Raw genomic sequence first — 26,162 nt, 5'->3', positions numbered from 1 at the left:
CGCGGATCATTGGGGAGAGAGACAGCTTATGGCCATCAACTGGAATGCCTTCTGGGAATGGGCAAATCCACGGAAATTCATGTGGTGGACCGACCGTGCGCTGCCCTATTTCGCCGTGCTCGCTGCGGTGATGTTCACGACCGGGCTGGTTTGGGGCTTTTTCTTCACCCCCGATGATTATCGTCAGGGTGCGACGGTGAAGATCTTCTATCTCCATGTGCCTGCCGCGATGATGGCGATCAACATCTGGGCGATGATGCTCGTCGCCTCTCTGATCTGGATCGTGCGGCGTCATCATGTGTCGGCTTTGGCCGCGAAATCCGCCGCCGCCATTGGCATGACCATGACGCTGATCGCGCTGTTCACCGGGGCGATCTGGGGCAAGCCGATGTGGGGGACCTATTGGGAATGGGACCCGCGGCTGACCTCGTTTTTGATCCTGCTGCTGTTCTATCTCGGCTATATGGCGCTTTGGGAAGCGATCGACAATCCGGACACGGCGGCCGATCTGACCTCCGTGCTCTGTCTTGTCGGTTCGGTGTTTGCGATCCTCTCGCGTTATGCGGTTCTCTTTTGGAATCAAGGGCTTCACCAAGGGGCTTCGCTGTCGATGGATGCCGAAGAGAACGTGGCCGATGTCTATTGGTATCCGGCGCTGGTGGCGATTGCAGGGTTCATCCTTCTGTTCGTGACGCTGGTGCTTTTGCGCACCCGGACGGAGATTCGTGCGCGCCGTCTGCACGCGCTGGACATGCGGGAAAGGGCGCAGCAATGATGCCGGATCTGGGGAAATACGCGGGCGATGTCCTGATGGCCTATGGGGTGACGCTGCTGTTGTTGGCAGGGCTGATCTGGCGCTCACTGGCGCGCTCCGCGAAAATGAAACGTCTTTTGAAAGAGGCCGAGGAGCGCCGCAACCATGGCTAAGATCAATCCTCTCGTTGCCCTGCCGCTGGTGTTTTTCGCCGGTCTCGCCGGGCTTTTCATGTTCGGTATGGGGCGCGAAGACGCGCAGCAATTGCCAAGCTCGCAGATCGGTCGCGATGCGCCCTCCATTGCCTCGGTGACACCGCTGGGCGAGCTGCCGCCGCTCACCGACGAGATGCTGCGCGACGGCAAGGTCAAGCTGGTGAACTATTGGGCCTCGTGGTGCGCACCGTGCCGGGTCGAACACCCGCAACTCGAGGTGCTCGCCAAGGAAGGCATCACGATCTATGGCATCAATTACAAGGACGAGGCAGGCAACGCCTTGAAATTCCTTGGAGAGTTGGGCAATCCCTATGCCGCCATCGCACAGGACGAACCGGGCCGCACGGCGCTGGAATGGGGCGTCTACGGTGTGCCGGAGACCTATATCATCGACGGCGAGGGCAAGATCGCCTACCGGTTCGCCGGGCCGATCACGGCGGAGATCGCGGAGAAATATATCAAGCCGGAGATCGCGAAGGCGGCGGAGTGAAACAGAGGTTTGGCGCCTTCCTCATGGTGTTCGGGACGGTTCTGATCCCGCTGATCGCCTATGGGACATATTGGTTGATCGCCATGGGCTGCGGCATGAACACCACGGGTTGCTCGCAATCTACGGGAGACATGCTGTTGATTATGCTTATCTTCTGGCCTTTTTGGGTGCTGCTCCTTATCGCCGTGGCGGTCATTTGGATCGGTTGGCGATTGTCCCGTAAACAATAGGTTGTCGCAAAGAAAAACCCGCCGAACTCCGGCGGGTTTTGCATTTTTGCCTGTATGCGGGGATCAGCTCAGCGCCTGATCCAGATCGGCAATGAGATCGTTGGCATCCTCGATCCCGATCGACAGACGCAGGATGTTCGGACCGGCGCCCGCTTTGATCTGATCCTCCGGGGAAAGTTGGCGGTGGGTCGTCGAGGCCGGGTGGATGATCAGCGAGCGGGTGTCGCCGAGGTTCGCCACATGGGAGAACAGTTCGAGCTTCGACACGGTCTCGACACAGGCGTCATAGCCGCCCTTCAAGGCCACGGTGAACAACGCACCGGCGCCGCGCGGGCAGATCCGGGTCATCCGATCATAATAGGGCGAGGAGGGCAGACCGCCATAGGTCACCGCCTCGACACGCGCGTCGCCTTCGAGCCAGTTGGCGATCTCGCGCGCGTTCTGGACGTGCTTCTGCATGCGCAGGCTGAGGGTCTCGATCCCCATCAACGTGTAATGCGCCGCCTGTGGGTTCAGCGTCATGCCGAGATCGCGCAGCCCCACGGCGATGCCATGGATGGTGAAGGCGAGCGGGCCGAAAGTGTCTTGGAAATCAAGACCGTGATAGGCCGGTTCCGGTTCGGAGAGCGACGGGAACTTGCCGGAGGCCGCCCAGTCGAATTTGCCGCTGTCGATGACGCAACCGCCCATCACCGTGCCGTTGCCGGTGAGGAATTTGGTCATCGAATGCACGACGAGCGTCGCGCCATGTTCGATCGGGCGGCACAGGTAAGGTGTGGCCGAGGTGTTGTCGACGATCAGTGGAATGCCTGCCGCATTGGCGATTTCGGCCAGCGCGTCGAGGTCCATGATCGCCCCCGAGGGGTTGGCGAGGCTTTCGCAGAACAGCGCCTGCGTGTTGTCGTCGATGGCATCGCGCACCGCATCGAAATCGTCGAAATCGACGAATGTTGCGGACCAGCCGAAGCGCTTGAATGTCTGGGTGAATTGGGTGAGCGTGCCGCCGTAGAGCCGGGTGGAGGCGACGATGTTCTTGCCCGGTGCCATCAGCGGGAACAGCGCCATGAGTTGAGCCGCGTGACCGGTGGAGCAACACACGGCACCTGCGCCGCCTTCAAGTGCTGCCATGCGATTTTGCAAAGCGGAGATCGTCGGGTTGGTCAGGCGGGAATAGATGTAACCGACCTCTTCGAGGTTGAACAGACGCGCGGCGTGGTCGGCGTCTTTGAACACATAGGCGGTGGTCTGGTAAATCGGCACCTGACGCGCGCCAGTGGCCGGGTCTGGGGCGGTGCCCGCATGCACCTGAATGGTGTCAAAGCCTTGTTTTCTTTCGGACATCTTGTCCTCCCAAATCGTAAAATCCCTGCGACATTACGCCCGGGGTGGGAGGGTTTCAACTGTCAGACTGTTCAGGAAGATTATGAGGCGGAGATGCGACGGACCGGGGGCGTGCCGCAAGGCTCGTGTCTCATGTCCTGCTGCGGATCAGCCGTTCATCATCAAGATGAAGAAGGACAGCAGCAACAGGAGTTCCGTTGCGGGAAGGGGGATGTCGGCAAAGATCTGTTTCATGCCTCTAGCAATAGGCGGTAAAGGTTAATTGGACATCACCTGAATCGAGGTGGATCGGAAACATTCTGTTTCTTCTTTGTTCCCGGGCGCGCGCACGCAGAGGTGCGCCGCGAAAAAGGTCTGAAAAGAGGTCGACATGACACGCATCTATCACAATCCCCGCTGCTCGAAATCGCGCGAAACGCTAAGTCTGATCGAGGCGGAGGGGATTACGCCCGAGGTGGTGCTTTATCTGGAGACGCCGGTGTCGCGGGAGACGCTTGCGGAACTGGTGCGCCGTTCCGGCCTGCCCGTGAGTGCGTTTCTGCGGGCGAAAGAGGCGGAGGCGAAAGAGCTCGGCATCACGGCCAAGTCCGATCCTGAGGCAATCCTCGATGCCATCGCGACACATCCGCGGCTGATGGAGCGCCCGGTGGTCGAGACCGAGAAGGGCGTTGCATTGGGACGACCGCCGGAGGCCGTCAAAGCGGTGCTGTGAGCCTTTCCTCGGCCATGATTTTCCGCCCCTCTTCGCAATAGGGGGAGATCGCGTATCGGGTTCGGAGTTCGGAAATATAGTCGCGCAGCATCGTCACACGGTGTGGACGAAAGGAGTCTTGAGCCCAATCGAGCGACTGGATTGAACCGACAAGAAATTGGCGAAACGCCCCACGCAACCGGCAATGGGCGAGCAACATCAGCTCCTCATCGAGATAGACAATGGCCAGCGGCCAGATCTCGCGCAGAGTGTCGCGGCCCTGCCGGTCGCGATAACCAAGCCTGAGCGCACGTTCCTGCCAACAGGCTTGTCGGATCAGGGAAAGATCGGCTTCGTACTGTTTTTGTGGCAAATACCGATGAACTAAGCCCACGGAATATTCGATTTGTGCTCGTTTTTCTTCGGGCAAACTGGCGGTAATTTTAGCCAGAGCATCGCGCGCCGCCTGTGAGAGCGCCGGATCGCCCCGCAGGCGCACCTCCGAGAGGCCAAGGACCAGCGCCTCGATCTCGATTTGTGTGAGGCTTTGTGGCGGCAGGGCGTAATCCTCGGTCAGCGTATAGCCAAAACCCGCCTCGCCCTCGATCCGCGCGCCCGAGACCCGAAGCGTGTCGATGTCGCGATAGAGCGTGCGCTGCGACACGCCCAACTCGCGCGCCAGATCTCCGGCGGTCACCGGCGGGCGCAGGCTGCGCATGAGATGCATCAGGCGAAACAGACGATCCGACTTGGCCATAGGGCCTCCTTTCGCGGTGAAAGATGCCAGAGCCCTGCTGACGGTTTCTGACAGTAGGAGCCTGACATGCTCGGCCCCAGTTGCATAGCCCAGAAAGGACGTCTCATGTTGACACTGTACCACGCCCCGCAAAGCCGCAGTTCGCGGATCATCGCCCTGTTGATGGCGCTCGATGCGCTCGACCGGGTGGATATTCGCCTGACCGATATTCCGCGCCAGAACGGCTCCGGCGGGCGCGACCCGAAGAATCCGCATCCCGAAGGCAAGGTGCCGCTTCTGATCACGGAAGAGGGCGAGGTGATCCGGGAAAGCAATGCGATCCTGCTCTATCTCACCGACCGGTTCCTCTCGGGTCTTGCCCCCGAGGTCGGTGCGCCGGGGAGGGGGGCCTATCTGAGCTGGCTGTTCTGGTACGGCAATGTTTTGGAGCCGGTCTATATGCACCAGCTTGCAGGGCTGGCGCATCCGGTTTTGACCGCGTCGTTTCGCGGTATGCCGGAGGCGGTGGCCTATCTGGCGGCGGGGCTTCAGGGGCGCGACTTCCTTTTGGGGGATCGTTATAGCGTGGCTGATCTTCTGATTGCCTCGCCATTCTTGTGGTTCCCCGAGGCCACGCCCGACGTGCCGGTGATCCGCGATTGGGTGGTACGTTGCGGGGCGCAACCCTGCATTGCGCAGTCCGTGGCCTTCGATGCCGAGGCCGCACAGGAGATGGGGCTGATCTCCGCCTGATGGACTTTCCCATCGTCCTCTGCTTCTCTGGCCACACCCCGGCCAGAGAGACATGAGATGCAGTTCGATTTCACCACGCTTCCCGCCCGCGACCGCTATCGTTTGCTGACGAATTTCGTCGGGCCGCGGCCCATTGCGCTGGTGACGACGGTCAATCCCGATGGCTCGCATAACGCGGCGCCCATGAGCTTTTTCAACGTGATGTCCTCCGAGCCGCCGCTGTTGGTTCTTGGGATTGCTTCGAAACCCGAGCAGGAAAAGGACACCGCCGCCAACATCCGCCGCACCGGCGAATTTGCCATTCACATGGTGGATATGGCGCTGTCCGAGGCCATGCTGATCGCCGGTTTGCCGGTGCCTTCGGGCGTCGATGAGCTGGCTTTGGCGGGCGTCGAGACCGAGCCATGTGCGATGATTGCCGCACCGAAAATTAAGGGCGCGTCCTGTGTGTTTGAATGCCGGACAGAGCGGCTTCTCGATTGGCCGAACCGGGTTTTGGTGATCGGCGAGGTGGTTCAGATGCACGTGCGTCGCGACTGTCTCGATGCCGAAGGGCGTTATGTGAACCCCGAGATTTATCAACCCATCGCGCGTCTGCATGGCGACAACTATGTCGGCTCCGACGCTCAATTCCTGCTCACCGTGCCGGATTTGGAGGCGGTTTTCAAGAACTGAGCGGCTGGTCTCAAGGAAGCGTCCAACTGGCCTCTTCCGATGCCGCGTAAACCGGCGCAGCATCCGGTTATGGACCCGATTCTACAGACAAAACTTAGCTTTGCCCCCTGGGCCGACCCGCGCACGGCGCGGTTGCCGGGGGTGATCCCGTTCGAGCTTTCCGACTGGCTCGAAGTCGATACGGCTTACGGCGCACAAATGGCGCTTCGCGATCATCTGATCCTGACGCGGCCGGAGGAGGTTGTGGCCCTCGATGAAAGCGCCCGGCCCGCCGCGCTGGAACTGTTCGATATGTTGCTCGCTCTGTTGCCGGGGCTTGGCTTTGCGCTTACCGATACGGAGGCAACGCGCCCCGATGGTGTCACAGTGCCGCTTGACCGCGATCACCCGATGCAGACGATGGGGCGGCTTTTGCAATGCGACATCTGTCTGATGCAGCCCGACCCGACGGGCGAAACCGATGAAAGCGTGCTCACGGGCGGGGTGCTTTGTTTCCCCTCCGGCTGGCGTCTGCCGCAGAAATTCATGAAGCCCATGCTCCGCATTCACAAACCGATTGAAGTCTACACGCCCGATCTCGCCTCCCGCGTGCAGCGCATGATGAACGGCGTGCAGGTCGGGCGCGGTTTGATGCGCGGCACCGCCTCACGCTCGGATGCGCATCTTTGCGATCCGCGATCCGAGGGCGAGCTGCGCCATGGTACGAACACGTCGAAATACATCCGGGTCGAACGCCAAAGCCTCGTGCGCCTGCCGGAAACCCGTGCGGTGGTGTTTACCATCCACACGCAGGTGGTGCTGCCCGAGGCGCTGAGCCCGGAACAGGCCGCCGCCTTGGACGAACGCCCGATCCGCCTCGCAGACTAATTACCAGTCTTCGGCAAGCGCCAGAAACTTGGTGAGACTTTCGTCCTGCGGGAACCGTTTCTGTGCGGCCCTGGCGGTCGCAATCGCCTCATCGACACGGTCGAGACCGACCAGCGCAATCGCCTTTTGCACATAAAGCCGCGCGCTGGTCTTGGCATGAAACGCCAGCCCCCGTTCGGCGACCACCAATGCATCCTGCGCCCGATCCGTCATATTCAGCGCGCGGGCGTAGAAATAGGTCACGTCCTCGCTTTCGCTGTCACGATCCATCGCTTCGCCGCAATCCTGAACCGCCAGTTCATCCTTGCCGAGATCAAGCCGCACAACACAGCGCGACAGATAGCCCTGCATCGTCGGCGCTTCTTTCAGAACCCGCGTGTAAAGCCATTCCGAGGTCTTGTCATAGCCAAGCTCATGCCAGGTCCAAGCCAGCATCCGCTGCGTGTTGTGCGAGGGCTCAAGACGTTTCGCCTGTCGCAAGTCTTTGAGAGATTTGCCGTTCTCGCCCAGTTGCCGCCACGCCACCCCGCGCGCGGCCAAGGCTTCCGCGCGTTCATACTCCGACAGTTTTGTCGCCAGCACTGCCGTGCAGGCGTCGACCACCTCGACCGGGCGCGTATTGGCATCAAGACCGACACAGGTCTCATAGTCTGCATAAGCCCCCTGAGCCCAAAGCATCAGCCCGCCCGCCAAGATCGTTCCAATCCGCATCCCGTTCTCCTTTTTAAGGAAAACCTAACCCGTTTCCTTTGTTGCACAAATACTCAAAACGAAAGCCCCGCGTTTCGACGGGGCTTTCGTGTCATCTATAGGCGTTTTTCTTACGATTTCGCTAGGTTGCGAAGCACATAATGCAGAACGCCGCCGTTCTCGATATATTCGATCTCCGGCTGAGTATCGATGCGGCACTTGACCTTGATTGTCTTGGTCGAACCGTCCGCGTAAGTGATCGCACAGTCGAGCGTCTCAAGCGGTTTGACCGTGTCGAGGCCCAGAATGGTGATGGTCTCGTCGCCCTTGAGGCCCAGCGTTTTGCGGGTGTCGTCGCCGGTGAATTCGAACGGTACGACACCCATGCCGACCAAGTTCGAGCGGTGAATCCGCTCAAAGCTCTCCGCGATCACGGCTTTGACGCCCAAAAGTGCGGTGCCTTTCGCGGCCCAGTCGCGCGAGGAGCCTGCGCCATATTGTTCGCCGCCGAAGACCACGAGCGGCGTGCCTTGGGCCTGATAGGCCATGGAGGCTTCGAAGACGGAGGTCTGTTTGCCGTCCGGGCCTTTGGTGTAGCCGCCTTCAACCCCGTCGAGCATCTCGTTCTTGATGCGGATGTTGGCGAAGGTGCCGCGCATCATGATCTCGTGATTGCCGCGCCGCGAGCCGTAGGAGTTGAACTCGCGGACCGGCACGCCGTGTTCGGTGAGGAATTTGCCCGCAGGGGTGCTTTCCTTGAACGAACCGGCGGGCGAGATGTGGTCGGTGGTGACCATATCGCCGAGGATGAGCATCACTTTCGCGTTCTCGATGTTCTGGATCGTGCCTTTCTCCGCGCCCATGCCCTGGAAGTAGGGCGGGTTCTGGATATAGGTCGACTCTGGCGGCCAGTCGTAGGTCTCGCCGCCAGACACTTTCACGCCCTGCCATTTCTCATCGCCTTTGAACACATCGGCGTATTTCCTGAGGAAGGCTTCGCGGGTCACGGTCTTGTCGACCAGTTCCGAGATTTCGGCGTTGGTTGGCCAGATGTCTTTGAGGAAGACGTCCTTGCCGTCCTTGTCCTGCCCGAGCGGCTCGGAGCTGAGGTCGATGTTCATGTCGCCCGCCAAAGCATAGGCCACAACCAGCGGCGGGGAGGCGAGGTAGTTGGCGCGCACGTCGGGCGAAATCCGCCCCTCGAAGTTGCGGTTGCCGGACAGAACGGAGGTGGCGATCAGATCGCCTTCCGCGATGGCCTCGGAAAACTCGGGCGCGATGGGGCCGGAGTTGCCGATACAGGTGGTGCAGCCATAACCCACAAGGTTAAAGCCGATGGCGTCGAGATCCTCTTGCAGACCGGCCGCCTCAAGATATTCGGTCACCACCTGAGACCCCGGCGCCAGCGACGTTTTCACCCAAGGCTTGCGGTTGAGGCCAAGCGCGCGCGCTTTACGGGCGACAAGACCCGCGCCGATCATCACATAGGGGTTCGAGGTGTTGGTGCAGGAGGTGATCGAGGCGATCACCACCGAACCGTCATGCAGATCGAAATCCTTGCCTTTGACGGCTTGCGATTTGCGCACATCGACGGATTTCGTCGCCGCGGGGCCTTCGTCCAGCATGTCTTTGGCGGCGTCGGAGACGTCGATGCCACGATAATCCGCGACCACTTTCGCGAAAGACGAGGCCGCTTCGGTGAGGGCGACATAGTCCTGCGGGCGTTTCGGGCCGGAGATGGCCGGAACGATGGTGCCCATGTCGAGATGCAGGGTAGAGGTGTAGATCGGTTCGTAATCCGCCCCGCGCCAGAAGCCGTTTTCTTTCGCATAGGCTTCGACCAAAGCGATGCGGTCTTCGTCGCGGCCGGTCTGGCGCAGGTAGCGCAGGGTTTCGGCGTCGATCGGGAAGAAGCCACAGGTTGCGCCATATTCCGGCGCCATGTTGGCAATCGTGGCGCGTTGCGCGAGCGGCAGCTTGTCGAGACCTTCGCCGTAGAATTCGACGAATTTGCCAACGACGCCGTGTTTGCGGAGCATTTCGACGACCTTGAGCACCAAGTCCGTGCCGGTGGTGCCCTCGACCATCTCGCCGGTGAGTTTAAAACCCACGACCTCGGGGATCAGCATGGAAATCGGCTGGCCGAGCATGGCGGCCTCGGCTTCGATCCCGCCAACGCCCCAGCCCAGAACGGCAAGCCCGTTGACCATGGTGGTGTGGCTGTCGGTGCCGACAAGTGTGTCGGGGTAGGCGACGTCGATGCCGTTTTGATCCTTGTCGGTCCAGACGGTCTGGGCCAGATATTCCACGTTCACCTGGTGACAAATCCCGGTGCCCGGCGGCACGACGCGGAAGTTCTCGAACGCGGTCTGACCCCATTTGAGGAACTGGTAGCGCTCCATATTCCGTTCGTATTCCCGGTCGACGTTCATTTGGAAGGCGCGCGGGTTGCCGAATTCGTCGATCATCACGGAGTGGTCGATCACCAGATCGACGGGGACGAGCGGGTTGATTTTCTTGGCGTCGCCACCGAGACCCAGAATGCCGTCACGCATGGCGGCCAGATCGACCACGGCGGGGACGCCGGTGAAATCCTGCATCAACACGCGGGCCGGGCGATAGGCGATCTCGCGCGGGTTCTGCCCACCTTTCTCGGCCCACTCAGAAAAGGCCTTGATGTCATCCGTGGAGACGGAAAAGCCGCCATCCTCGAACCGCAGGATGTTCTCCAGAACGACTTTCAACGAGGCGGGGAGTTTGGAGAAATCGCCAAAGCCGGCGTCTTGCGCGGCGGGGATCGAATAATAGGCGATTTTCTGTCCGTTCACCTCAAGCTCGCGGCGGGTTTTTGCGGTATCTTGACCGACAACAACAGTCATTTGGACCTCCGGATATGTGAAACTGCGTGGCGGGATCTCATGATTCCGCCTGCGTGGTGCTGTGTGAAACTTAGTCCTTTTGGGCGTTTTGTCCATGACACTGAGCGCACACGCACAGTGCGGGACACCCTGAGGCGGAGGCTCCTGGAGAAAGGATGTTTTGGGGCAGAGAAAGGCTGTAAAAATCGCGCAGAATATGCTTTGCCGTCGCCGAACGTCTTGCAAGCGGATTTCGCTTGGTATACTTTTGCATACAAATTTGAGAGTCGGGTTTCCGGGATGCATTCGGACCCGTCCTCTCTACTTTCTGTCACCAACTGTCAGGGATCGTCATGAGCTTGTACACCGACTACCTATCCGAGATTGAAACGCGCAAAGGCGAGGGTCTGCACCCGAAGCCCATCGACGATGGCGCGCTGGTTGCCGAGCTGATCACCCTGATCGAAGATACGGGCAGCGACGACCGCAAGGACGCGCTGAACTTCTTCATCTACAACACCCTGCCGGGCACCACCTCGGCGGCGGGCGTGAAGGCGGCTTTCCTCAAGAAAATCATCCTGGGCGAAGTTGCCGTGGCCGAAATCACCCCGGATTTCGCCTTTGAACTGCTGTCCCACATGAAGGGCGGGCCGTCTGTTGAGGTTCTCTTGGACATCGCGCTGGGCGACGACGCCGCTCTGGCCGCCAAAGCCGGTGACGTTCTCAAGACGCAGGTCTTCCTCTACGAAGCCGACACCGACCGCCTGAAAGCCGCCTATGAGGCGGGCAATGCGGTGGCCAAAGACATCTTGGAAAGCTACGCCAAGGCCGAATTCTTCACCAAGCTGCCGGAGGTCGACGAAGAGATCAAAGTCGTCACCTATATCGCCGCAGAAGGCGATATTTCGACCGACCTTCTGTCCCCGGGCAACCAGGCGCACTCGCGTTCTGACCGCGAGCTGCACGGCAAATGCATGATCACCCCGGCGGCGCAGGCCGAAATTCAGGCGCTGCAAAAAGCCAACCCGGACGCCCGCGTCATGCTGATCGCGGAAAAAGGTACCATGGGTGTGGGCTCGTCCCGGATGTCCGGTGTGAACAACGTCGCGCTCTGGACTGGCAAACAAGCCTCCCCCTACGTGCCCTTCGTGAACATCGCGCCGGTCGTGGCCGGGACCAACGGTATTTCGCCGATCTTCCTCACCACCGTGGGCGTGACCGGCGGCATCGGGCTCGATCTCAAGAACTGGGTCAAGAAAACCGATGCAGACGGCAAACCCGTGCTCGATGAGAATGGCGATCCGATCCTTGAGCAGAAATACTCTGTCGAGACCGGCAAGGTTCTGACGATCAACTCCAAAACCAAAAAGCTCTACGACGCGGACGGCACCGAGCTGACGGACATCGCTTCCGCCTTCACGCCGCAGAAGGTCGAGTTCATGAAGGCCGGTGGCTCCTATGCCGTCGTCTTCGGCAAGAAACTCCAGACCCTCGCTGCGCAAATCATCGGTGTCGAAGCGCCTGCCGTCTTCGCGCCCTCGAAAGAGATCACCAAAGCGGGGCAGGGCCTCACCGCCGTTGAGAAAATCTTCAACCGTAACGCTGTGGGCGTCACCGCGAAAGAGCCGCTTCTGGCCGGGTCCGACGTGCGCGTCAAAGTGAACATCGTCGGTTCTCAGGACACCACGGGTCTCATGACCTCGCAGGAACTTGAAGCCATGGCCGCAACCGTGATTTCGCCCTCCGTCGACGGTGCCTATCAGTCCGGTTGTCACACCGCGTCTGTCTGGGACAAAAAGGCGCAGGCCAACATCCCCAAACTCATGTCCTTCATGAACAAATTCGGCCTGATCACCGCGCGTGACCCGGAGAGCCATTATCACGCCATGACCGACGTGATCCACAAAGTGCTCAACGACATCACGGTGAGCGACTGGGACATCATCGTGGGCGGCGACAGCCACACCCGCATGTCCAAAGGCGTGGCCTTCGGCGCTGACTCCGGCACCGTGGCTCTGGCGCTGGCGACCGGTGAGGCGACCATGCCGATCCCCGAGTCCGTGAAAGTGACCTTCAAAGGTCAGATGAAAGATTACATGGACTTCCGCGACGTGGTGCACGCCACTCAGGCGCAGATGCTCAAACAATGCGGTGACAACGTCTTCCAGGGTCGCGTGATCGAGGTTCACATCGGCACGCTGCTCGCCGATCAGGCCTTTACCTTTACCGACTGGACCGCAGAGATGAAGGCGAAAGCCTCGATCTGTATCTCCAACGACGACACGCTGATCGGCTCGCTGGAACTGGCGAAATCCCGCATCCAGGTGATGATCGACAAGGGCATGGACAACGAGGCGAAAACGCTTCAGGGCCTGATCGACAAAGCCGACAAACGGATTGCCGAGATCAAATCCGGTGAAAAACCGGCGCTGACCCCGGACGAAGGTGCGAAATACTTCGCCGAGGTTGTCGTCGATCTCGACCTGATCGACGAGCCGATGATCGCCGACCCGGACGTGAACAACGCCGACGTGTCCAAGCGCTACACCCACGACACCATTCGTCCGGTCTCCTATTACGGTGCCGAGAAGAAGGTGGATCTGGGCTTTGTGGGCTCCTGCATGGTGCACAAGGGCGACATGAAAATCGTCGCTCAGATGCTCAAGAACTTGGAGAAAGAGACCGGTAAGGTCGAGTTCAAAGCGCCGCTCGTGGTGGCCGCACCGACCTACAACATCATCGACGAGCTGAAAGCCGAAGGTGACTGGGAAGTGCTCCAGAAATACTCCGGCTTCGAGTTCGACGATCTCTTTCCGAAAGCGCAGGCGCGCACCGAGTATGAGAACACGCTCTATCTCGAACGCCCGGGCTGTAACCTTTGCATGGGCAACCAGGAGAAAGCCGAGAAGGGCGACACCGTGCTCGCGACCTCGACCCGCCTGTTCCAGGGCCGCGTCGTGGAAGACAGCGCCGAGAAGAAAGGCGAAAGCCTTCTCGCGTCGACCCCGGTCGTGGTTCTGTCCGCCATTCTGGGCCGCACGCCGACGCTCGACGAGTACAAGAAGGCGGTCGAGGGCATTGATCTGACCAAATTCGCACCGCCGCTTCAGGTGCCGAGCACGGCGAAATCCGCGCATTTCTGATCCGTCAGAGACGAGAGTAAAATGGGGCGGCACCTGAGGTGTCGCCCCTTTTTTGTGATCACGCCATGATCTGAAACCGATGGCGATACGCACCGGGGCTGACGCCCGTGGCGGCTTTGAACAGACGGGCAAAGGCGGGCACATCGTGATAGCCGAGTTGCCAACAGATCGTGGTCACGGGCAAGGACGTTAGTTCCAGAAACCCTTTCGCGCGTTCCACCCGCAATTCCTGCACATAGCGATTCACGGAGAGGCCGGTCGCTTTCGCGAAACGCCGATGCAGGGAGCGTTCGGACATCCCGGCGCGTTGCGCCAATGCGCTCACTGACATATCCTCCCCGGAGTGGCTCTCCATCCAAAGCTGCAAACTGCGGATGCTCTGGTCGGTGTGGCTCATGTTCGGGCTGAACCGGCGATAGGTCTGCTGTTCCCGCCCCGCCGGGTCGATCAACATCTGACGACAGATGCGCGAGACCGTCGCCGGACCCAGCCAGCGTCCCACGAGGTGTAGCCCGAGATCGACCCAGGCCATGACGCCCCCCGCCGTCACCACATCGTTGTCATCCACGAGGATGCGTTCGGGGGTGAGCGTGACCTTGGGGAATATCGCTCGGAAATCCGCCTCAAGCGCCCAATGCGTGGTCGCCGGGCGGCCATCCAGAATGCCCGCATAGCCAAGCCAATAGCCGCCCGCGCAGGCCGAGCACATGATCGTGCCCGCATTGTGTTGGCGTTTGAGCCACTCGTGCAAGGGGCGGTCCCCTTCGCCTCGCACCCCGGTCAGGTTCGGAGGCAGGATCACGGCATCGAACCTCTGCGTCTCGTCCAATAAGGCGGGGGTCAACAACCTGTGGCTGATCTGACGCGAGGGGGAGCTGTCGGTAAGCCTGTTGGCCACATCGAACATTTCCCCCAGCCCATGCAGGGCGGATTGCTGCGCGCCTTCATAGGCGATGAGGGCAATGTTTGGCGTATTTGGCATATCATTTGTCATATACGCCAATCGTAGAGCCGCCTCAGTCGCGTGTAAACCGCCAAGGACAGACACATTTCCACCAGTTTCCCATGGAGGCCCACATGACCACATCCGCCCTGATCCTGATCGACATTCAAAACGACTATTTTCCGAGTTTCCCCGGGAGTAAAATGCCGCTTCCGGCGATGGATGCGGCGGTGCAAGAGGCTGCAAAGCTTCTCGCGGCGGCGCGTGATGCGGGGATGACGGTCGTGCACATTCAACATGTGATGCCGTCGTCAGAGGTGCCGTTCTTCCTTCCGGATACCCCCGGTGCGGAGATTCATGCGGGGGTCGCGCCGCTTGCTTCCGAGACGGTTGTCACAAAAGCCCGGCCGTCGAGTTTCGTGGGCACAGGGTTAGACGCGCTGTTGCGCGAGGCCGGGGTCGATCATCTGATCGTCTGCGGCGCCATGAGCCAGATGTGCGTCGATGCGACCGTACGCGCCGCTGTGGATTTGGACTATAGGGTCACCGTCGCCCAGGACGCCTGCGCCGCCGCCTCTGTTTCGCATGGTGGCGTCGATGTGCCCTCGGAGATGGTGCATGCCGCGATCATGGCGCCTCTGGCGGCCAGCTATGCCAAAGTCGAGCTGACGGAGGACATCCTATCGCGCCTTACACAGTGATCCTCTCCTCTGCGTGACGTTGTGCGCGGCTGTGCCTCCTGTATCGTTGATCGCGCTCACATCACATTGCGACATGTCGTATTTTGACATGTCGTGTTTTGGTCTGGGCGTGATCTGCGAGGGTATGGAGTGGGCTGAGCCGTCGCCTGTGTCTCTGGCATCGTTGCCAGTGGCATGTGGCCTTCACGGCACGTTCAATGCCCTGTAACAGCATCTCGCAATTCCTTGATTGGCCTCGGCGCCCATCCCGGCTTAGACCTGTAAGGCAACCGACGGAGCCTCTATGCGACAGATTCTGGCAGCCATGACCGATTTCCTCCCCCGATCCCGTGGGAGCCTTTTGGCCTTTGGCATGCTGGCATCGCTCTCCGCCATGCCCGCGCTCGCCGACCCGGACGACAATCTCGTGGTGGTGGAGCTTTTCACCTCGCAGGGATGTTCCTCCTGTCCGCCCGCCGACGAAATGATGCGCGAGTTGGCGACACGCGAGGGCATTCTGCCGCTGTCGCTGCATGTCGATTACTGGGATTACATCGGCTGGAGCGACCATTTTGCCCAGCCGCAATTCACCCTGCGGCAGAAATCCTACGCCCATGCCATCGGTAAACGCACGATCTACACGCCGCAGATCATCGTGCAGGGCGCGGATTTTCTTGTCGGCGCCAAGCCGATGCATCTCGCCGATATGGTGATGCGCCAGATGAACGTGCCGCCCGCGCCGGTCGATCTCACCGTGACCCGCAAGGGTGAACGCCTGTCGATCACCGCCGTACCGGAGGGGCCTTTGCCGAGCGCGATGCGGCTTCAGGTCGTGCGCTTCGATCCGCATGAACGGGTGATGATCGAGCGTGGCGAAAACGCCGGGCAGGTGGTCGATTACAGCAATATCGTCACCGAATGGCGTCCGCTTGCGGAGTGGAACGGCATGGCACCGCTGGCGTTGACCGTCGATGCGCGCGGGCCGGAAAGCGTTGCGGTGATCCTTCAGGCTGCCACCCCCACGGGCCCCGGACCGATCCTCGCCGCCAGCCGTCTCGATTAAAGCCTTAACAGGGCTTAGCGATCGCCCTCGTCAGAGGTCTCCTGATCCCGAAGCCGTTCCGCCTTACGCTGGGCCTCAAGCTTGGCCTGCCTGCGTGCCTGTTGCTCGGGTTTCCAGCGGCGGTGAATCCAAAACCATTGTTCCATGTGCTGGCGGGTGATCGCCTCGAGGCTGTCGTTGAGCGCCTGCGCCATCTCTTCGGGCGAGGTATGCGGCACCGGGGCCTCGACCTGAACCCGGAAATTCAGCCCGTCCTCAAGCCGCACGCCATAGATCGGCACCAGAAGCGCGTCGTATTTCAAGGCGAGTTCCGCGGCCGACAGGGCGGTGGGTGCCGGTTGGCCGAAAAACGTCAGGAGCGCGCCTTGGTTGACATAGACATCCGAGAGAAACCCGATCATCCCGCCGGATTTCAGATGTTTCAAAAGCTGCGCATAGCCCCGACGTCCGCGGGGGAACAGGGGCTGGCCGATGGTGCCGATCGCCTTGACGTAATGCTCGTTGAAAAATTTGTTCTTCATCGGGTTGTAGAGCGACCCGACGTCATAGCCATGGGCGATGAGGGCGGCGCGCGGCACGTCGTAATTGCCGAAATGCCCGGTGTGCAGGATCACGGGGCGACGGTTGTCACGCGCCTCGCGCAGGATGTCCGCGCCGGGTCCCTCAAAACGGATGTCCTTCATCCGGGCGATGAATTCGGGACCGGAATAGATCTCGATCAGGGTGCGCCCGGCATTGTCCGGCACAGCGCGCATCAGGCGTTTGACCTCCGCTTCCGGCATCTCCGGCAGAACATGGTGCAGGTTGGCGCGCACCCGTGTGTTGTAGCCCGCGAGTGGCGCAAAGACATGTGCCATGAACCAGCCCATGGCACGCACGCGGCTGCGATAGGGCAGGGCGAGCGCCATGGACAAGAGACCGCGTGTGGCGAGGTTGCCAAGGTACTGGCCCAACGTGCCCTCGATCTCTCCGCGTTTGATCTTCATGGCTGCCCCATTTCCTCGGGCACGGGGTCTGCCGTGCCGCTCTTGCGTTCCCGGTGCCAGACATAGAGCCCGGCGGCCACGATCACAAGGGCACCGAGGACGGTCCAGCCGTCCGGGACCGTGCCGAAGACCAGCAGCCCCCAGCCCGACGCGGCGAGCAATCCGGCATAGGAAAACGGCGCAATTGCCGAAGCCTCGGCGACAGCATAGGCGCGGATCATCATCAACTGACCGACTGTGCCGAGACAACCGATCAGGACCATGAGCATCAGGGCGGTGCTGTCCGGGGTGACCCAGCGAAACGGCACGATCAGGCTCATCATCCCGGTGCAGATCAGCCCGGAATACAAAAGTCCGGTGAGCGGGCTTTCCTTGAGGCCGATATAGCGGGTGGCCAGAGCGTAGCCCGCCAGACAGGCGGCGGTGCCCAAGGGCCAGAGCGAGGTCGGGGAGAATACCGCAGCACCCGGTCGAATGACGATCAGCGCGCCGATCAGAGCCGCCCCGATCCCGGCCATGCGGCGCGGTCCGACTTTTTCGCCCAGCAAAAGTGCCGCGCCGAGTGTGATCAGTACGGGGGCCAGATCGGCGACGGCGGTGGCTTCGGCCAGACCTTGTGTGCGGATGGCGTTGAAGAAACAGGCGGCGGCCCCCAGTTGCATCAGCCCGCGCGCGAGTTGCAGCCAAGGGTGTTCGGTTCTGAGCGCCCGTGTCAGCCGGGGCGCAAAGATCAGCACCAGCACCAGAAGCTGGCCACCGTAGCGCGCCCAGAGCACCTGCGAAAGATCGATCCGCTGGCCCAGGAGCTTGGCGGTCATGTCCAGCGAGGAGAACACGGTGACGGACATCAGCATATAGAGGATGCCACGCGATTGCGCGGGCAGGCGGGAAAACCAGATCATCGCGCGACGCTAGGGGCGCGCGGCGGGTTTGTCCATACGATCAAATCGCCGCCGAACTGTGCGGTCGGGGTGGTGAGCGGTCTCAGTCGTCGCCGGTCAGAAGGAAAATCTCCCCGGTGGCCTCGAGATCGCGGATGCCCGCAACCACGGCGTTCATTGCCTCCTCGGCATCGCTGTCCTTGACCTTGCCGAGATTGTCCATCTCTTCGCGCAGACTTTCGGCCATGCGTTTCGACATGTTGGTGAGGATGAACTCGGTGGAGGCTGCCGCCTCGCCGGTGGCGCCTGCGAGCGCCTTGATCAGCACATCCTGCTCGACACCACGCACCACTTTGGCGACATCGCGCGGGTCGATGCGGGGGGCGATATTGGCAAAGGTGAAGATGTTCTTGCGCACTTCGTCGGCGAAATCCTTGTCGGTTTCATCGAGCCCTTCGAGCACCCCGTCGCGGGTGCTCGACGACGAGAAATTGAGGATCGCGCCGACCCGTTCCGGCGGCTCTTCGGGAAAGGCGGCAGAGGGCTGGGCGTCGAGTTGGGCCGCGAGCGAAATGCCGATGCGCTGCACCACCTCGGGGGAAACGCCGGAGGTCAGAGAGATCGCATAGGCGACACGGCGGGCGCGCTCGCCGGGCAGCATGGACATGAGCTGAGCGGCTTTCGAGACCTTGAGTTTCGACAAAAGCACCGCACCCACCTCGACGCTTTCCTCTTGCAGGATCGGCAAAAGCCGGGGGATTTCCACGTCGGCAATGCGCTGCCACGGATCGCCCGTCAGAGAAAACCCGGCGTTCGAGCGCAGTTTCGAGGCGGTCGTCGCGGAAATCGTGCCATCGAGCACTTTCAAAGCGCCCTCCAGCCCGCCGGGGAAGGAGAGGCCAATGGCCTCGATCTCTTCGAGGAATTCCTCGACGACGGAGGTCAGCGTATGCTTGTCGATATAGCGCAGCTCGGTCAGTTGATGCGCCAGTTCGACCTGCATTTCCTCTGGAAAACTGGCAAGCGGCAGTTTGACCTCCTGCGCGGCCAACAATTTGACGATGATCGCGGCTTTGGCCTTTTTCGACAGTCGTGCAGGCATGCGCGACACGGGCGAGGGCAGGTCAAAATCCGGTATTGCGCCAAAGTTCCCGAGATCGGGCAGGCTTCCCATGTCATTCATTTGCGGCAATCCGTCCACACGCGCCTCACTCGCGATTCAGTCTTTGGTTCAGCCCAACATCGTCGATGAGGCTTAACGGGAGGTGACTAACGGACGGAAATTTGCCGAAAATTGTGTGTTATCCGACGATCTGCTCGACGCAGGTGCCGGTTTCCTTATCCCAAGTGTAACCCTCAGCGCAGGACGCGAGCTTTTGTTCATGGGGGCAGGTGAAATCCTGTGCCGCGAGCGGGTTGGAAAGGGGCATGAGCAGGGCAAAGGCGAGAAGCGTGTATTTCAACATGAAAATCTCCCGAAAGCGTGGTGGCCTTCGGGAGATCGTATCACAGAAACGGTGATTTTCTCAGGGTTTTGCACTTGGCGCTGTGTCGGGCTTATTCGCCAAACGCCCAGCCCGGCGAGTTTACTCGCCAAAAACCCGCTTGAAGATCGTGTCGACGTGTTTGGTGTGGTAGTCCATGTCGAATTTCGAATTGATCCCGTCGACGCCAAGGGCCGCAACCACGTCCTTGTCGGCCAGAAGCTGTTGGCGGAAATCGACGCGATCTTCCCAGACTTTCAAAGCGTTTCGCTGCACCATCGTATAGGCATCCTCGCGCGACACACCGGCCTGGGTGAGCGCCAGCAACACGCGCTGCGACATCACCAGACCCGGGAATTTGTTCATATTGGCCAGCATGTTGTCCGGGAAGATCAGCATCTTCTCGACCACACCGGCGAGACGGTTGAGCGCGAAATCGAGCGTCACGGTCGCATCCGGGCCGATGCCGCGCTCCACAGACGAGTGCGAAATATCGCGCTCATGCCAGAGTGCGACGTTTTCCATCGCGGGCACCACGGTCATGCGCACGAGGCGCGCCAGCCCGGTGAGGTTTTCGGTCAGAACCGGGTTTTTCTTGTGCGGCATCGCCGAGGAGCCTTTTTGGCCCATGGAGAAAAATTCCGCGCCTTCCAAGACTTCGGTGCGCTGCATGTGGCGAATCTCGATGGCGATGTTCTCGATCGAGGAGGCGATGACGCCCAAAGTGGCAAAGAACATGGCGTGACGGTCGCGCGGGATGACCTGCGTGGAGATCGGCTCCGGGCGCAGGCCCATTTTCTCGCAGACATGCTCTTCGACCGCCGGGTCGATATTGGCGAAGGTGCCGACCGCGCCGGAAATCGCGCCGGTGGCAATCTCCCATTTGGCTTTTTCGAGACGGTTCTTGTTGCGATCCATCTCGGCGTAGAAACGCGCGAAGGTCAGGCCCATGGTGGTCGGTTCGGCATGAATGCCGTGGGAGCGGCCGACGCGGACGGTATATTTGTGCTCCAGCGCGCGGGTCTTGAGCGCGGCCAGAACCTTGTCGACGCCCGCCAGAAGGAGATCGGCGGCGCGCACGAGCTGGACGTTCAGGCAGGTGTCGAGAACGTCCGAGGAGGTCATCCCTTGGTGGACGAAGCGGGCTTCTTCGGAGCCGACATGTTCGGCGAGGTGGGTGAGAAAGGCGATGACGTCATGTTTGGTGACGGCTTCGATCTCATCAATGCGGTCGACATCGAATTCGACATCCTTGGCTTTCCAAACCGCATCTGCGTTTTCTTGCGGGATCACACCAAGTTTCGCTTGGGCGTCGCAGGCATGGGCCTCGATCTCGTACCAGATCTTGAACTTGGTGGCGGGTTCCCAGATGTCGACCATCTCTTTGCGGGCGTAACGGGGGATCATCGGCAGGCCTTTCCTATACAGAACGCGTTGCGGGTCTCTTACGGCGAAGGGGCTTCGCGCGCAAGCCGGAGCCCGCGCAAAACACGTTGGGACCTGAGGCTTTGCGTGGTAGATTGCCGGACAGGAGAAGCCTTTCGCAACCGGCCCGCGTCGCACGCTCGTTGCCAAGTGCTTTTCGGCTTTCGGGATGGCCATCTTTTCGTGTTTGATTATGGTGACCCTCAGGTGAGGGAGATCGCATTCGGTCTCCATGCGCAGATCGCGCCTTCCGGCGTGCTGGTTTACCGTGCGCAACCTTCAGACGCCGGAATCCAACTCGAGGTGCTGGCCAACACCAATCACCCGATGGGGCGGTCGCTTGAGCGGGTTCTGATGCCGGAGCACACCATTGGGCATCTCGTGGTGGACCTCGGTCGCGAAATTGTCGTTGATGACACGCTCGTGCATCCGCTGATCAAGGATACGGGGGCTGTGACCGTGATGGGGATCATGGCCTATATCGGCGTGCCCTGCCGGTTTCGGGGAGGGGTGTTTGGCGGGATTTCCGCGGTTGATGCCCATCGCCGTCATTGGAGCCATGAAGAGGTGCAGGCGGTGCGCGACAGTGCCAGCGCGCTCGAGCGTCTCGCCAAGGAGCGGCACAGCGGGCTATAAGGCGGCATGATCACACTGAACGATTTCGCGGGCGCGTGGCGACTGTCGCGACACATTGAGGATGCATTGGCGGGCGGCACGGCCCGACTTGAAGGCTATTGCCGGTTTACCCCGCAGGACGATGGTTTGCTCTGTACCGAGAGCGGCACGCTGATCTTGCCGGGGTGGGAAGGGGGCTTTACGGCGGAGCGGCGTTATTTCTGGCGGAGCGATCCGGATGGGATCGCGGTATTCTTCGACGACGGGCGGTTCTTTCACCGTTTCGATCCGAACGCCGCATCACCCGCAGCCGATCACGATTGCGCCCCGGATGCCTATGCCGTGCGCTATGATTTCTCGGACTGGCCGCTCTGGACGGCAGAGTGGCGGGTCAAGGGCCCGCGCAAGGATTATCAGTCACGCTCGACCTATCGCAGGGCGTGACTGGTCCTTCCGCCCGTGAGGCGCGCTGTCACAGAGACGCTTGATGACGGATGACATGGCCTCAGTCCAGCAGGACGGCGGGGAAGCCATCCCGCGCGACCGTGCTGCAAAGTTGTTCCCACTCACACCCGGAGCAGGCGTGCCGTATCGCTCCACGCGCGAAAGCCGCCCTGAGCCGCGCGGTCGTGGCGGGAGGCAGCCGTATCTGTGCGCCGGGAACGATCCTTACTCCCAGAATACGTCCCACATCCCGCGCCGCCAAAGCGTCTCGCGAGATCACCGAACTGCCGTGGCAATGTTCGTGCAGGTCACAGGCAATGGGCGCGCAGATGTCGTCCGGGCCCTCCACGATTTCGACCTCCTCGCCCGCGTTTAACCGCGTAACGATCCGGTTATATCCGGCGACGAAGGCGGGGGAATAGCCCTTGCCGACATAGGTGAGCAGACAGAGGAGATGATGGGCGCGCAGGTGGATCATGGAGGGAGAAAGCCAGAGAAGCGAGCAAAAGAAAAGGGCCCCCGAGAGGGAGCCCTTTCCAAATTCTGAAAACCGCTGCCGATTAGCAGGAGTAGTACATTTCGTACTCGACCGGGTGCGGGGTGTGTTCGAAGGCGTAAACCTCTTCCCACTTGAGGTCCATGTAGCCTTCGACCTGGCTCTTGGTGAACACGTCGCCAGCAAGCAGGAAGTCCATATCTTTTTCCAGCTCTTCGAGCGCTTCACGCAGCGAACCGCAGACGGTCGGGATCTCGGCCAGTTCTTCCGGCGGCAGATCGTAGAGGTCTTTGTCGGACGAGGGGCCCGGATCGATCTTGTTCTTGATGCCGTCGAGGCCAGCCATCAGCAGGGCCGCGAAGCACAGGTACGGGTTCGAGGACGGATCGGGGAAGCGGGCTTCCACGCGTTTCGCCTTCGGGGATTCCGACCACGGAATACGCACGCAGCCAGAACGGTTACGGGCGGAATACGCACGCAGAACCGGAGCTTCGAAGCCCGGGATCAGACGCTTGTAGGAGTTGGTGGACGGGTTGGTGAAGGCGTTCAGCGCTTTCGCGTGCTTCAGGATGCCGCCGATGAACCACAGGGCTTCGTCGGAGAGATCGGCATATTTGTCGCCAGCGAAGAGCGGCTTGCCGTCTTTCCAGATCGACATGTTCACGTGCATGCCCGAGCCGTTGTCGCCTTTGATCGGCTTCGGCATGAAGGTGGCGGAACGGCCATAGGCCAGAGCCACGTTGTGGATCACGTATTTGTATTTTTGCAGGTTGTCGGCTTGCTCGGTGAGCGTGCCGAAGATCATGCCGAGTTCGTGCTGGGAGGTCGCCACCTCGTGGTGGTGTTTGTCGACCTTCATGCCCATGTTGGCCATGGTGGTCAGCATTTCGCCACGGATGTCCTGGCCGTCGTCGGACGGGTTCACCGGGAAGTAGCCGCCCTTGTAGCCCGGACGGTGGCCGAGGTTGCCCATTTCGAATTCGGCGTCGGTGTTCCAGGCGGCGCCGTCGGCGTCGATCTCATAGGCCACCTTGTTCGGGGTGACGGCGTAACGCACGTCGTCGAACAGGAAGAATTCGGCTTCCGGACCGCAGTAGAACGTGTCGCCGATGCCGGAGGATTTCAGGTAGGCCTCGGCGCGCTGTGCACAGCCGCGCGGGTCGCGGTCGTAGGATTCGCCGGTGTCCGGCTCGACCACGGTGCAGTGCACGCAGAGGGTTTTCTCGGCATAGAACGGGTCGATGTACACGGACTCCGGATCGGGGATCAGTTTCATATCGGACTGGTCGATCGACTTCCAGCCGGCGATGGAGGACCCATCGAACATGAAGCCTTCTTCGAAGAAGTCTTCGTCCACTTCGGTGTGGCGCAGCGTCACGTGCTGCAGCTTACCGCGCGGGTCGGTAAAACGGACGTCGACGTACTGGACGTCTTCGTCTTTCATGGTCTTGAGAACGTCTTGGATGCTCATAATTCGACCTTATCCCTTTGGTTGAGTTATTGCGTTTGTGGCGAGAGGCGTGTGGCCAGGGTCCCCTGCAACACGCCCGGCGCCTCCCTTACAGCGCGTCTTCGCCAGACTCGCCAGTGCGGATACGGATCGCCTGTTCGACAGGCGAGACGAAAATCTTGCCGTCGCCGATCTTGTCGGTCTTGGCCGCGGTCACGATCGCCTCAATGGCGCCGTCGACCTGATCGTCGGAGAGGACGACCTCGATTTTCACTTTCGGCAGGAAGTCCACGACATATTCCGCGCCGCGGTACAGCTCCGTGTGGCCTTTCTGGCGCCCGAACCCTTTGACCTCGACCACGGAAAGACCTTGCACGCCGATCTCTTGCAGCGCCTCTTTCACTTCGTCGAGCTTGAAGGGCTTGATCACAGCTTCGATCTTTTTCATGGACCTTCGACTCCCTAAACTTCGTTCGCTGACTGTCAGACCATTTCTCTTATGCGGTCACAATCGACTAACCTGAGGGGGCGTAAAACGCCCACAGGATTCGCATATGCATGCATAATATTTGTGCTAAGCGAGTTTAAAAAGGGCATTTTGAAAACTTTTGAGGCAAAACATGGCAGAATTGCTGACCAGTGCACAAATGCGCGCCGTTGAGAAGGCGGCCATCGACAGCGGGGAGGTCTCCGGGCTGGAACTGATGGAGCGCGCGGCCGCGGGCGTCGTCGCGGCGGTTTTCGAGGAATGGCCGGAACTGGCGCTCTCTTCGTATAAAGCCGTTGTCCTCTGCGGGCCTGGCAACAACGGCGGCGACGGGTTTGTCATCGCGCGCCTGTTGAAAGGGCGCGGCTGGGAGGTGGAGGTGTTTCTCTATGGCGATCCTGAGAAACTCCCGCCGGACGCGAAGGCGAATTATGAGCGGTGGCGGGAGTTGGGGGCGGTTGCTCCGCTGACAGATGAAGGAATGGATGGATACGGCGAAGACCATCCGGGGACAGTGCTTGCTGTTGATGCGTTGTTTGGTACTGGTCTCACGCGTCCTTTCAATGCGTTGCCGCGTACTCAAATGGAGCTGAACTATTGGCAAGCGGCTTCGGCAGAATATGGCCTTCCTCAGGTGGTCTCGGTAGACATCCCATCTGGCGTCTGTGCGGACAGCGGACGGTACCTAGGTGTGGACGACAATCCCTTTGATTATTGTATCATGTCAAATCTGACAGTCAGCTTTCACCGGATGAAGCTCGGGCATGTCTTGGCGGATGGTCCCGAGGCCTGTGGGAAAACCGTGGTCGTTGATATCGGCTTGACGGAAGGGCATGTCGAAGCTGCCAAGCTTGCGAACGCGTCTTTTGGGGGCCTCAGGAAACAATGACCAGCGCCCACAAATACACCCACGGTCACGCCCTGATCCTCTCCGGTCTCTCCGGCAAAACCGGTGCCGCGCGTCTCGCGGCGCGCGCCGCTCTCCGTGTCGGGGCGGGCCTCGTCACCCTCGGCACCCCGCACGAGGCCGTCACAGAAGTCGCCGCCCAGATCACCGCCATCATGCTCACCGAAATCGACACGCCGGAAATCCTGTCGCGTGTGCTGACCGACAAACGCCTCAACGCGCTCTGCATTGGCCCCGGTTTCGGCGTCGAACGGGCGCGGGAGTTCCTGCCCTATGCGCTCGCCGCCAAACGTGCCACCGTGCTCGACGCCGATGCGCTCACAGCACTTTCCGAAAGCGAAACCGGCTTTGCCGACCTGCATGAAAATTGCGTCCTCACGCCTCACGCGGGCGAGTTCAAACGCCTCTTTCCCGACCTCGCCGCCAAACTCGCGGAGCGCCCCTCCAAAGGCCCTGCCTATAGTAAAGTGGATGCGACGCGCGAGGCCGCCAAACGCGCGGGCTGTACCGTGCTGTTCAAAGGCCCCGATACGGTGATCGCTTCGCCGAACGGGCGCTGTTCGATCAACGCCGCCGTCTATGATCGTGCCGCGCCGTGGCTCGCGACCGCTGGCTCCGGCGATGTCCTTGCGGGGCTGATCACCGGCCTCATGGCGCGCGGGCTTGCCCCACATCATGCTGCGGAAACCGCCGCCTGGCTCCATGTCGAAGCGGCCCGCAGCTTCGGTCCCGGCCTGATCGCTGAGGACCTGCCTGAAGAATTGCCAAAGGTCTTCCGGGCGCTGGGGCTCTGACTTTTGGTTTCCTTTGCTTCGGAAAATACTCAAAACAAAAGCCGCCTCGAAGGGGCGGCTTTTT

The 26,162-nt window shown here is 60.7% G+C and carries 26 protein-coding genes and 1 pseudogene; 14 read left to right on the top strand and 13 right to left on the bottom strand.

Going from position 1 to position 26,162, the window contains the following annotated elements:
* The first annotated feature begins 28 nt into the window (after positions 1–28).
* From V1475_RS17035 to V1475_RS17020, 4 genes are read left to right on the top strand one after another with little or no spacing between them, the layout of a single operon-like run.
* Positions 29–775: a heme ABC transporter permease gene (locus V1475_RS17035; RefSeq protein ID WP_434286684.1), complete on the top strand. Its 747-nt coding sequence runs from the start codon at positions 29–31 to the stop codon at positions 773–775.
* Complete coding sequence (gene ccmD, locus V1475_RS17030; RefSeq protein WP_479413708.1) at positions 772–927, top strand: heme exporter protein CcmD; 156 nt, start codon at positions 772–774, stop codon at positions 925–927. The genes V1475_RS17035 and ccmD overlap by 4 nt, the downstream gene beginning before the upstream one ends.
* Positions 920–1,459 (top strand): DsbE family thiol:disulfide interchange protein, encoded by a 540-nt coding sequence (locus V1475_RS17025; RefSeq protein ID WP_479413707.1) that lies wholly within the window; start codon positions 920–922, stop codon positions 1,457–1,459. The genes ccmD and V1475_RS17025 overlap by 8 nt, the downstream gene beginning before the upstream one ends.
* Positions 1,456–1,689, top strand: a complete 234-nt coding sequence (locus V1475_RS17020) for a hypothetical protein (protein WP_479413706.1) — start codon at positions 1,456–1,458, stop codon at positions 1,687–1,689. The genes V1475_RS17025 and V1475_RS17020 overlap by 4 nt, the downstream gene beginning before the upstream one ends.
* 63 nt (positions 1,690–1,752) lie before the next feature.
* Here the strand turns inward: V1475_RS17020 and V1475_RS17015 are convergent, their stop codons facing one another.
* The gene (locus V1475_RS17015) at positions 1,753–3,030 is read right to left on the bottom strand and encodes an O-acetylhomoserine aminocarboxypropyltransferase/cysteine synthase family protein (protein WP_479413705.1); all 1,278 of its coding nucleotides are present in this window, start codon (positions 3,028–3,030) and stop codon (positions 1,753–1,755) included.
* A gap of 370 nt (positions 3,031–3,400) precedes the next feature.
* Here V1475_RS17015 and arsC point away from each other — a divergent pair, with 370 nt between their 5' ends.
* Positions 3,401–3,742, top strand: coding sequence for an arsenate reductase (glutaredoxin) (gene arsC / locus V1475_RS17010; RefSeq protein WP_479413704.1), 342 nt, complete (start codon positions 3,401–3,403; stop codon positions 3,740–3,742).
* Here arsC and V1475_RS17005 read toward each other — a convergent pair.
* Complete coding sequence (locus V1475_RS17005; RefSeq protein WP_479413703.1) at positions 3,726–4,478, bottom strand: helix-turn-helix transcriptional regulator; 753 nt, start codon at positions 4,476–4,478, stop codon at positions 3,726–3,728. The two genes, arsC and V1475_RS17005, sit on opposite strands and share 17 nt — an antisense overlap.
* Before the next feature lie 105 nt (positions 4,479–4,583).
* On the opposite strand from V1475_RS17005, the gene V1475_RS17000 reads away from it, so the two are divergent.
* The 3 genes from V1475_RS17000 (at position 4,584) to V1475_RS16990 (ending at position 6,752) form a co-directional block, all read left to right on the top strand.
* A complete protein-coding gene (locus V1475_RS17000; RefSeq protein WP_479413702.1) occupies positions 4,584–5,210 on the top strand; it encodes a glutathione S-transferase family protein in 627 nt (208 codons plus the stop codon).
* Between the two features lie 57 nt (positions 5,211–5,267).
* Positions 5,268–5,885 carry a flavin reductase family protein gene (locus tag V1475_RS16995; protein ID WP_479413701.1) on the top strand — a complete coding sequence of 206 codons (618 nt, stop codon included), beginning with the start codon at positions 5,268–5,270 and terminating at the stop codon, positions 5,883–5,885.
* 69 nt (positions 5,886–5,954) lie between these two features.
* A complete protein-coding gene (locus tag V1475_RS16990) occupies positions 5,955–6,752 on the top strand; it encodes a heme-dependent oxidative N-demethylase family protein (protein ID WP_479413700.1) in 798 nt (265 codons plus the stop codon).
* Here V1475_RS16990 and V1475_RS16985 read toward each other — a convergent pair whose 3' ends face one another.
* On the bottom strand, positions 6,753–7,463 hold the full coding sequence (locus V1475_RS16985; protein ID WP_479413699.1) for a tetratricopeptide repeat protein: 711 nt from the start codon (positions 7,461–7,463) through the stop codon (positions 6,753–6,755).
* Positions 7,464–7,573: 110 nt separating this feature from the next.
* Complete coding sequence (gene acnA, locus V1475_RS16980) at positions 7,574–10,321, bottom strand: aconitate hydratase AcnA (RefSeq protein WP_479413698.1); 2,748 nt, start codon at positions 10,319–10,321, stop codon at positions 7,574–7,576.
* A 332-nt stretch (positions 10,322–10,653) separates the two neighbouring features.
* Here acnA and V1475_RS16975 point away from each other — a divergent pair, with 332 nt between their 5' ends.
* A complete protein-coding gene (locus V1475_RS16975) occupies positions 10,654–13,443 on the top strand; it encodes a bifunctional aconitate hydratase 2/2-methylisocitrate dehydratase (RefSeq protein WP_479413697.1) in 2,790 nt (929 codons plus the stop codon).
* Between the two features lie 58 nt (positions 13,444–13,501).
* On the opposite strand, the gene V1475_RS16970 is transcribed toward V1475_RS16975, so the two are convergent.
* Entirely contained in the window at positions 13,502–14,425 is a 924-nt protein-coding gene (locus tag V1475_RS16970; RefSeq protein WP_479413696.1) for a GlxA family transcriptional regulator, read from the bottom strand.
* Between the two features lie 95 nt (positions 14,426–14,520).
* On the opposite strand from V1475_RS16970, the gene V1475_RS16965 reads away from it, so the two are divergent.
* Complete coding sequence (locus V1475_RS16965; protein WP_479413695.1) at positions 14,521–15,087, top strand: cysteine hydrolase family protein; 567 nt, start codon at positions 14,521–14,523, stop codon at positions 15,085–15,087.
* Between the two features lie 283 nt (positions 15,088–15,370).
* The gene (locus V1475_RS16960) at positions 15,371–16,129 is read left to right on the top strand and encodes a DUF1223 domain-containing protein (RefSeq protein WP_479413694.1); all 759 of its coding nucleotides are present in this window, start codon (positions 15,371–15,373) and stop codon (positions 16,127–16,129) included.
* A 14-nt stretch (positions 16,130–16,143) separates the two neighbouring features.
* Here the strand turns inward: V1475_RS16960 and V1475_RS16955 are convergent, their stop codons facing one another.
* The 5 genes from V1475_RS16955 to purB all read right to left on the bottom strand — a co-directional run bounded on the left by V1475_RS16955 (position 16,144) and on the right by purB (position 20,887).
* Positions 16,144–17,115: a lysophospholipid acyltransferase family protein gene (locus V1475_RS16955; protein WP_479413693.1), complete on the bottom strand. Its 972-nt coding sequence runs from the start codon at positions 17,113–17,115 to the stop codon at positions 16,144–16,146.
* Positions 17,112–18,017: a DMT family transporter gene (locus tag V1475_RS16950; protein ID WP_479413692.1), complete on the bottom strand. Its 906-nt coding sequence runs from the start codon at positions 18,015–18,017 to the stop codon at positions 17,112–17,114. Before V1475_RS16950 ends, V1475_RS16955 begins: the two co-directional genes overlap by 4 nt.
* Positions 18,018–18,099: 82 nt before the next feature.
* Complete coding sequence (locus V1475_RS16945; protein ID WP_479413691.1) at positions 18,100–19,179, bottom strand: flagellar motor switch protein FliG; 1,080 nt, start codon at positions 19,177–19,179, stop codon at positions 18,100–18,102.
* Positions 19,180–19,297: 118 nt separating this feature from the next.
* Entirely contained in the window at positions 19,298–19,462 is a 165-nt protein-coding gene (locus tag V1475_RS16940) for a hypothetical protein (protein WP_434286700.1), read from the bottom strand.
* A gap of 120 nt (positions 19,463–19,582) precedes the next feature.
* Positions 19,583–20,887: an adenylosuccinate lyase gene (gene purB / locus V1475_RS16935; protein WP_479413690.1), complete on the bottom strand. Its 1,305-nt coding sequence runs from the start codon at positions 20,885–20,887 to the stop codon at positions 19,583–19,585.
* A 225-nt stretch (positions 20,888–21,112) separates the two neighbouring features.
* On the opposite strand from purB, the gene V1475_RS16930 reads away from it, so the two are divergent.
* Both V1475_RS16930 and V1475_RS16925 read left to right on the top strand, forming a co-directional pair.
* Positions 21,113–21,541 (top strand): GAF domain-containing protein, encoded by a 429-nt coding sequence (locus tag V1475_RS16930; protein WP_479413689.1) that lies wholly within the window; start codon positions 21,113–21,115, stop codon positions 21,539–21,541.
* A gap of 6 nt (positions 21,542–21,547) precedes the next feature.
* Positions 21,548–21,964, top strand: coding sequence for a DUF6314 family protein (locus tag V1475_RS16925; RefSeq protein ID WP_479413688.1), 417 nt, complete (start codon positions 21,548–21,550; stop codon positions 21,962–21,964).
* 61 nt (positions 21,965–22,025) lie between these two features.
* Here V1475_RS16925 and V1475_RS16920 read toward each other — a convergent pair whose 3' ends face one another.
* The 3 genes from V1475_RS16920 to V1475_RS16910 all read right to left on the bottom strand — a co-directional run bounded on the left by V1475_RS16920 (position 22,026) and on the right by V1475_RS16910 (position 24,358).
* Positions 22,026–22,442 (bottom strand): DUF1284 domain-containing protein, encoded by a 417-nt coding sequence (locus tag V1475_RS16920; protein WP_479413687.1) that lies wholly within the window; start codon positions 22,440–22,442, stop codon positions 22,026–22,028.
* An 82-nt stretch (positions 22,443–22,524) separates the two neighbouring features.
* Positions 22,525–23,931, bottom strand: a complete 1,407-nt coding sequence (gene glnA / locus V1475_RS16915; protein ID WP_434286705.1) for a type I glutamate--ammonia ligase — start codon at positions 23,929–23,931, stop codon at positions 22,525–22,527.
* An 88-nt stretch (positions 23,932–24,019) separates the two neighbouring features.
* Positions 24,020–24,358: a P-II family nitrogen regulator gene (locus V1475_RS16910; RefSeq protein ID WP_066708988.1), complete on the bottom strand. Its 339-nt coding sequence runs from the start codon at positions 24,356–24,358 to the stop codon at positions 24,020–24,022.
* A 172-nt stretch (positions 24,359–24,530) separates the two neighbouring features.
* Here V1475_RS16910 and V1475_RS16905 point away from each other — a divergent pair.
* A pseudogene (locus V1475_RS16905) lies at positions 24,531–26,098 on the top strand (NAD(P)H-hydrate dehydratase).
* Positions 26,099–26,162: the final 64 nt, after the last annotated feature.

This window comes from Celeribacter sp. SCSIO 80838 (assembly GCF_056498065.1).
Note: the sequence above shows the minus strand (reverse complement) of the source record. Positions and strands in the feature narration are given on the sequence as shown.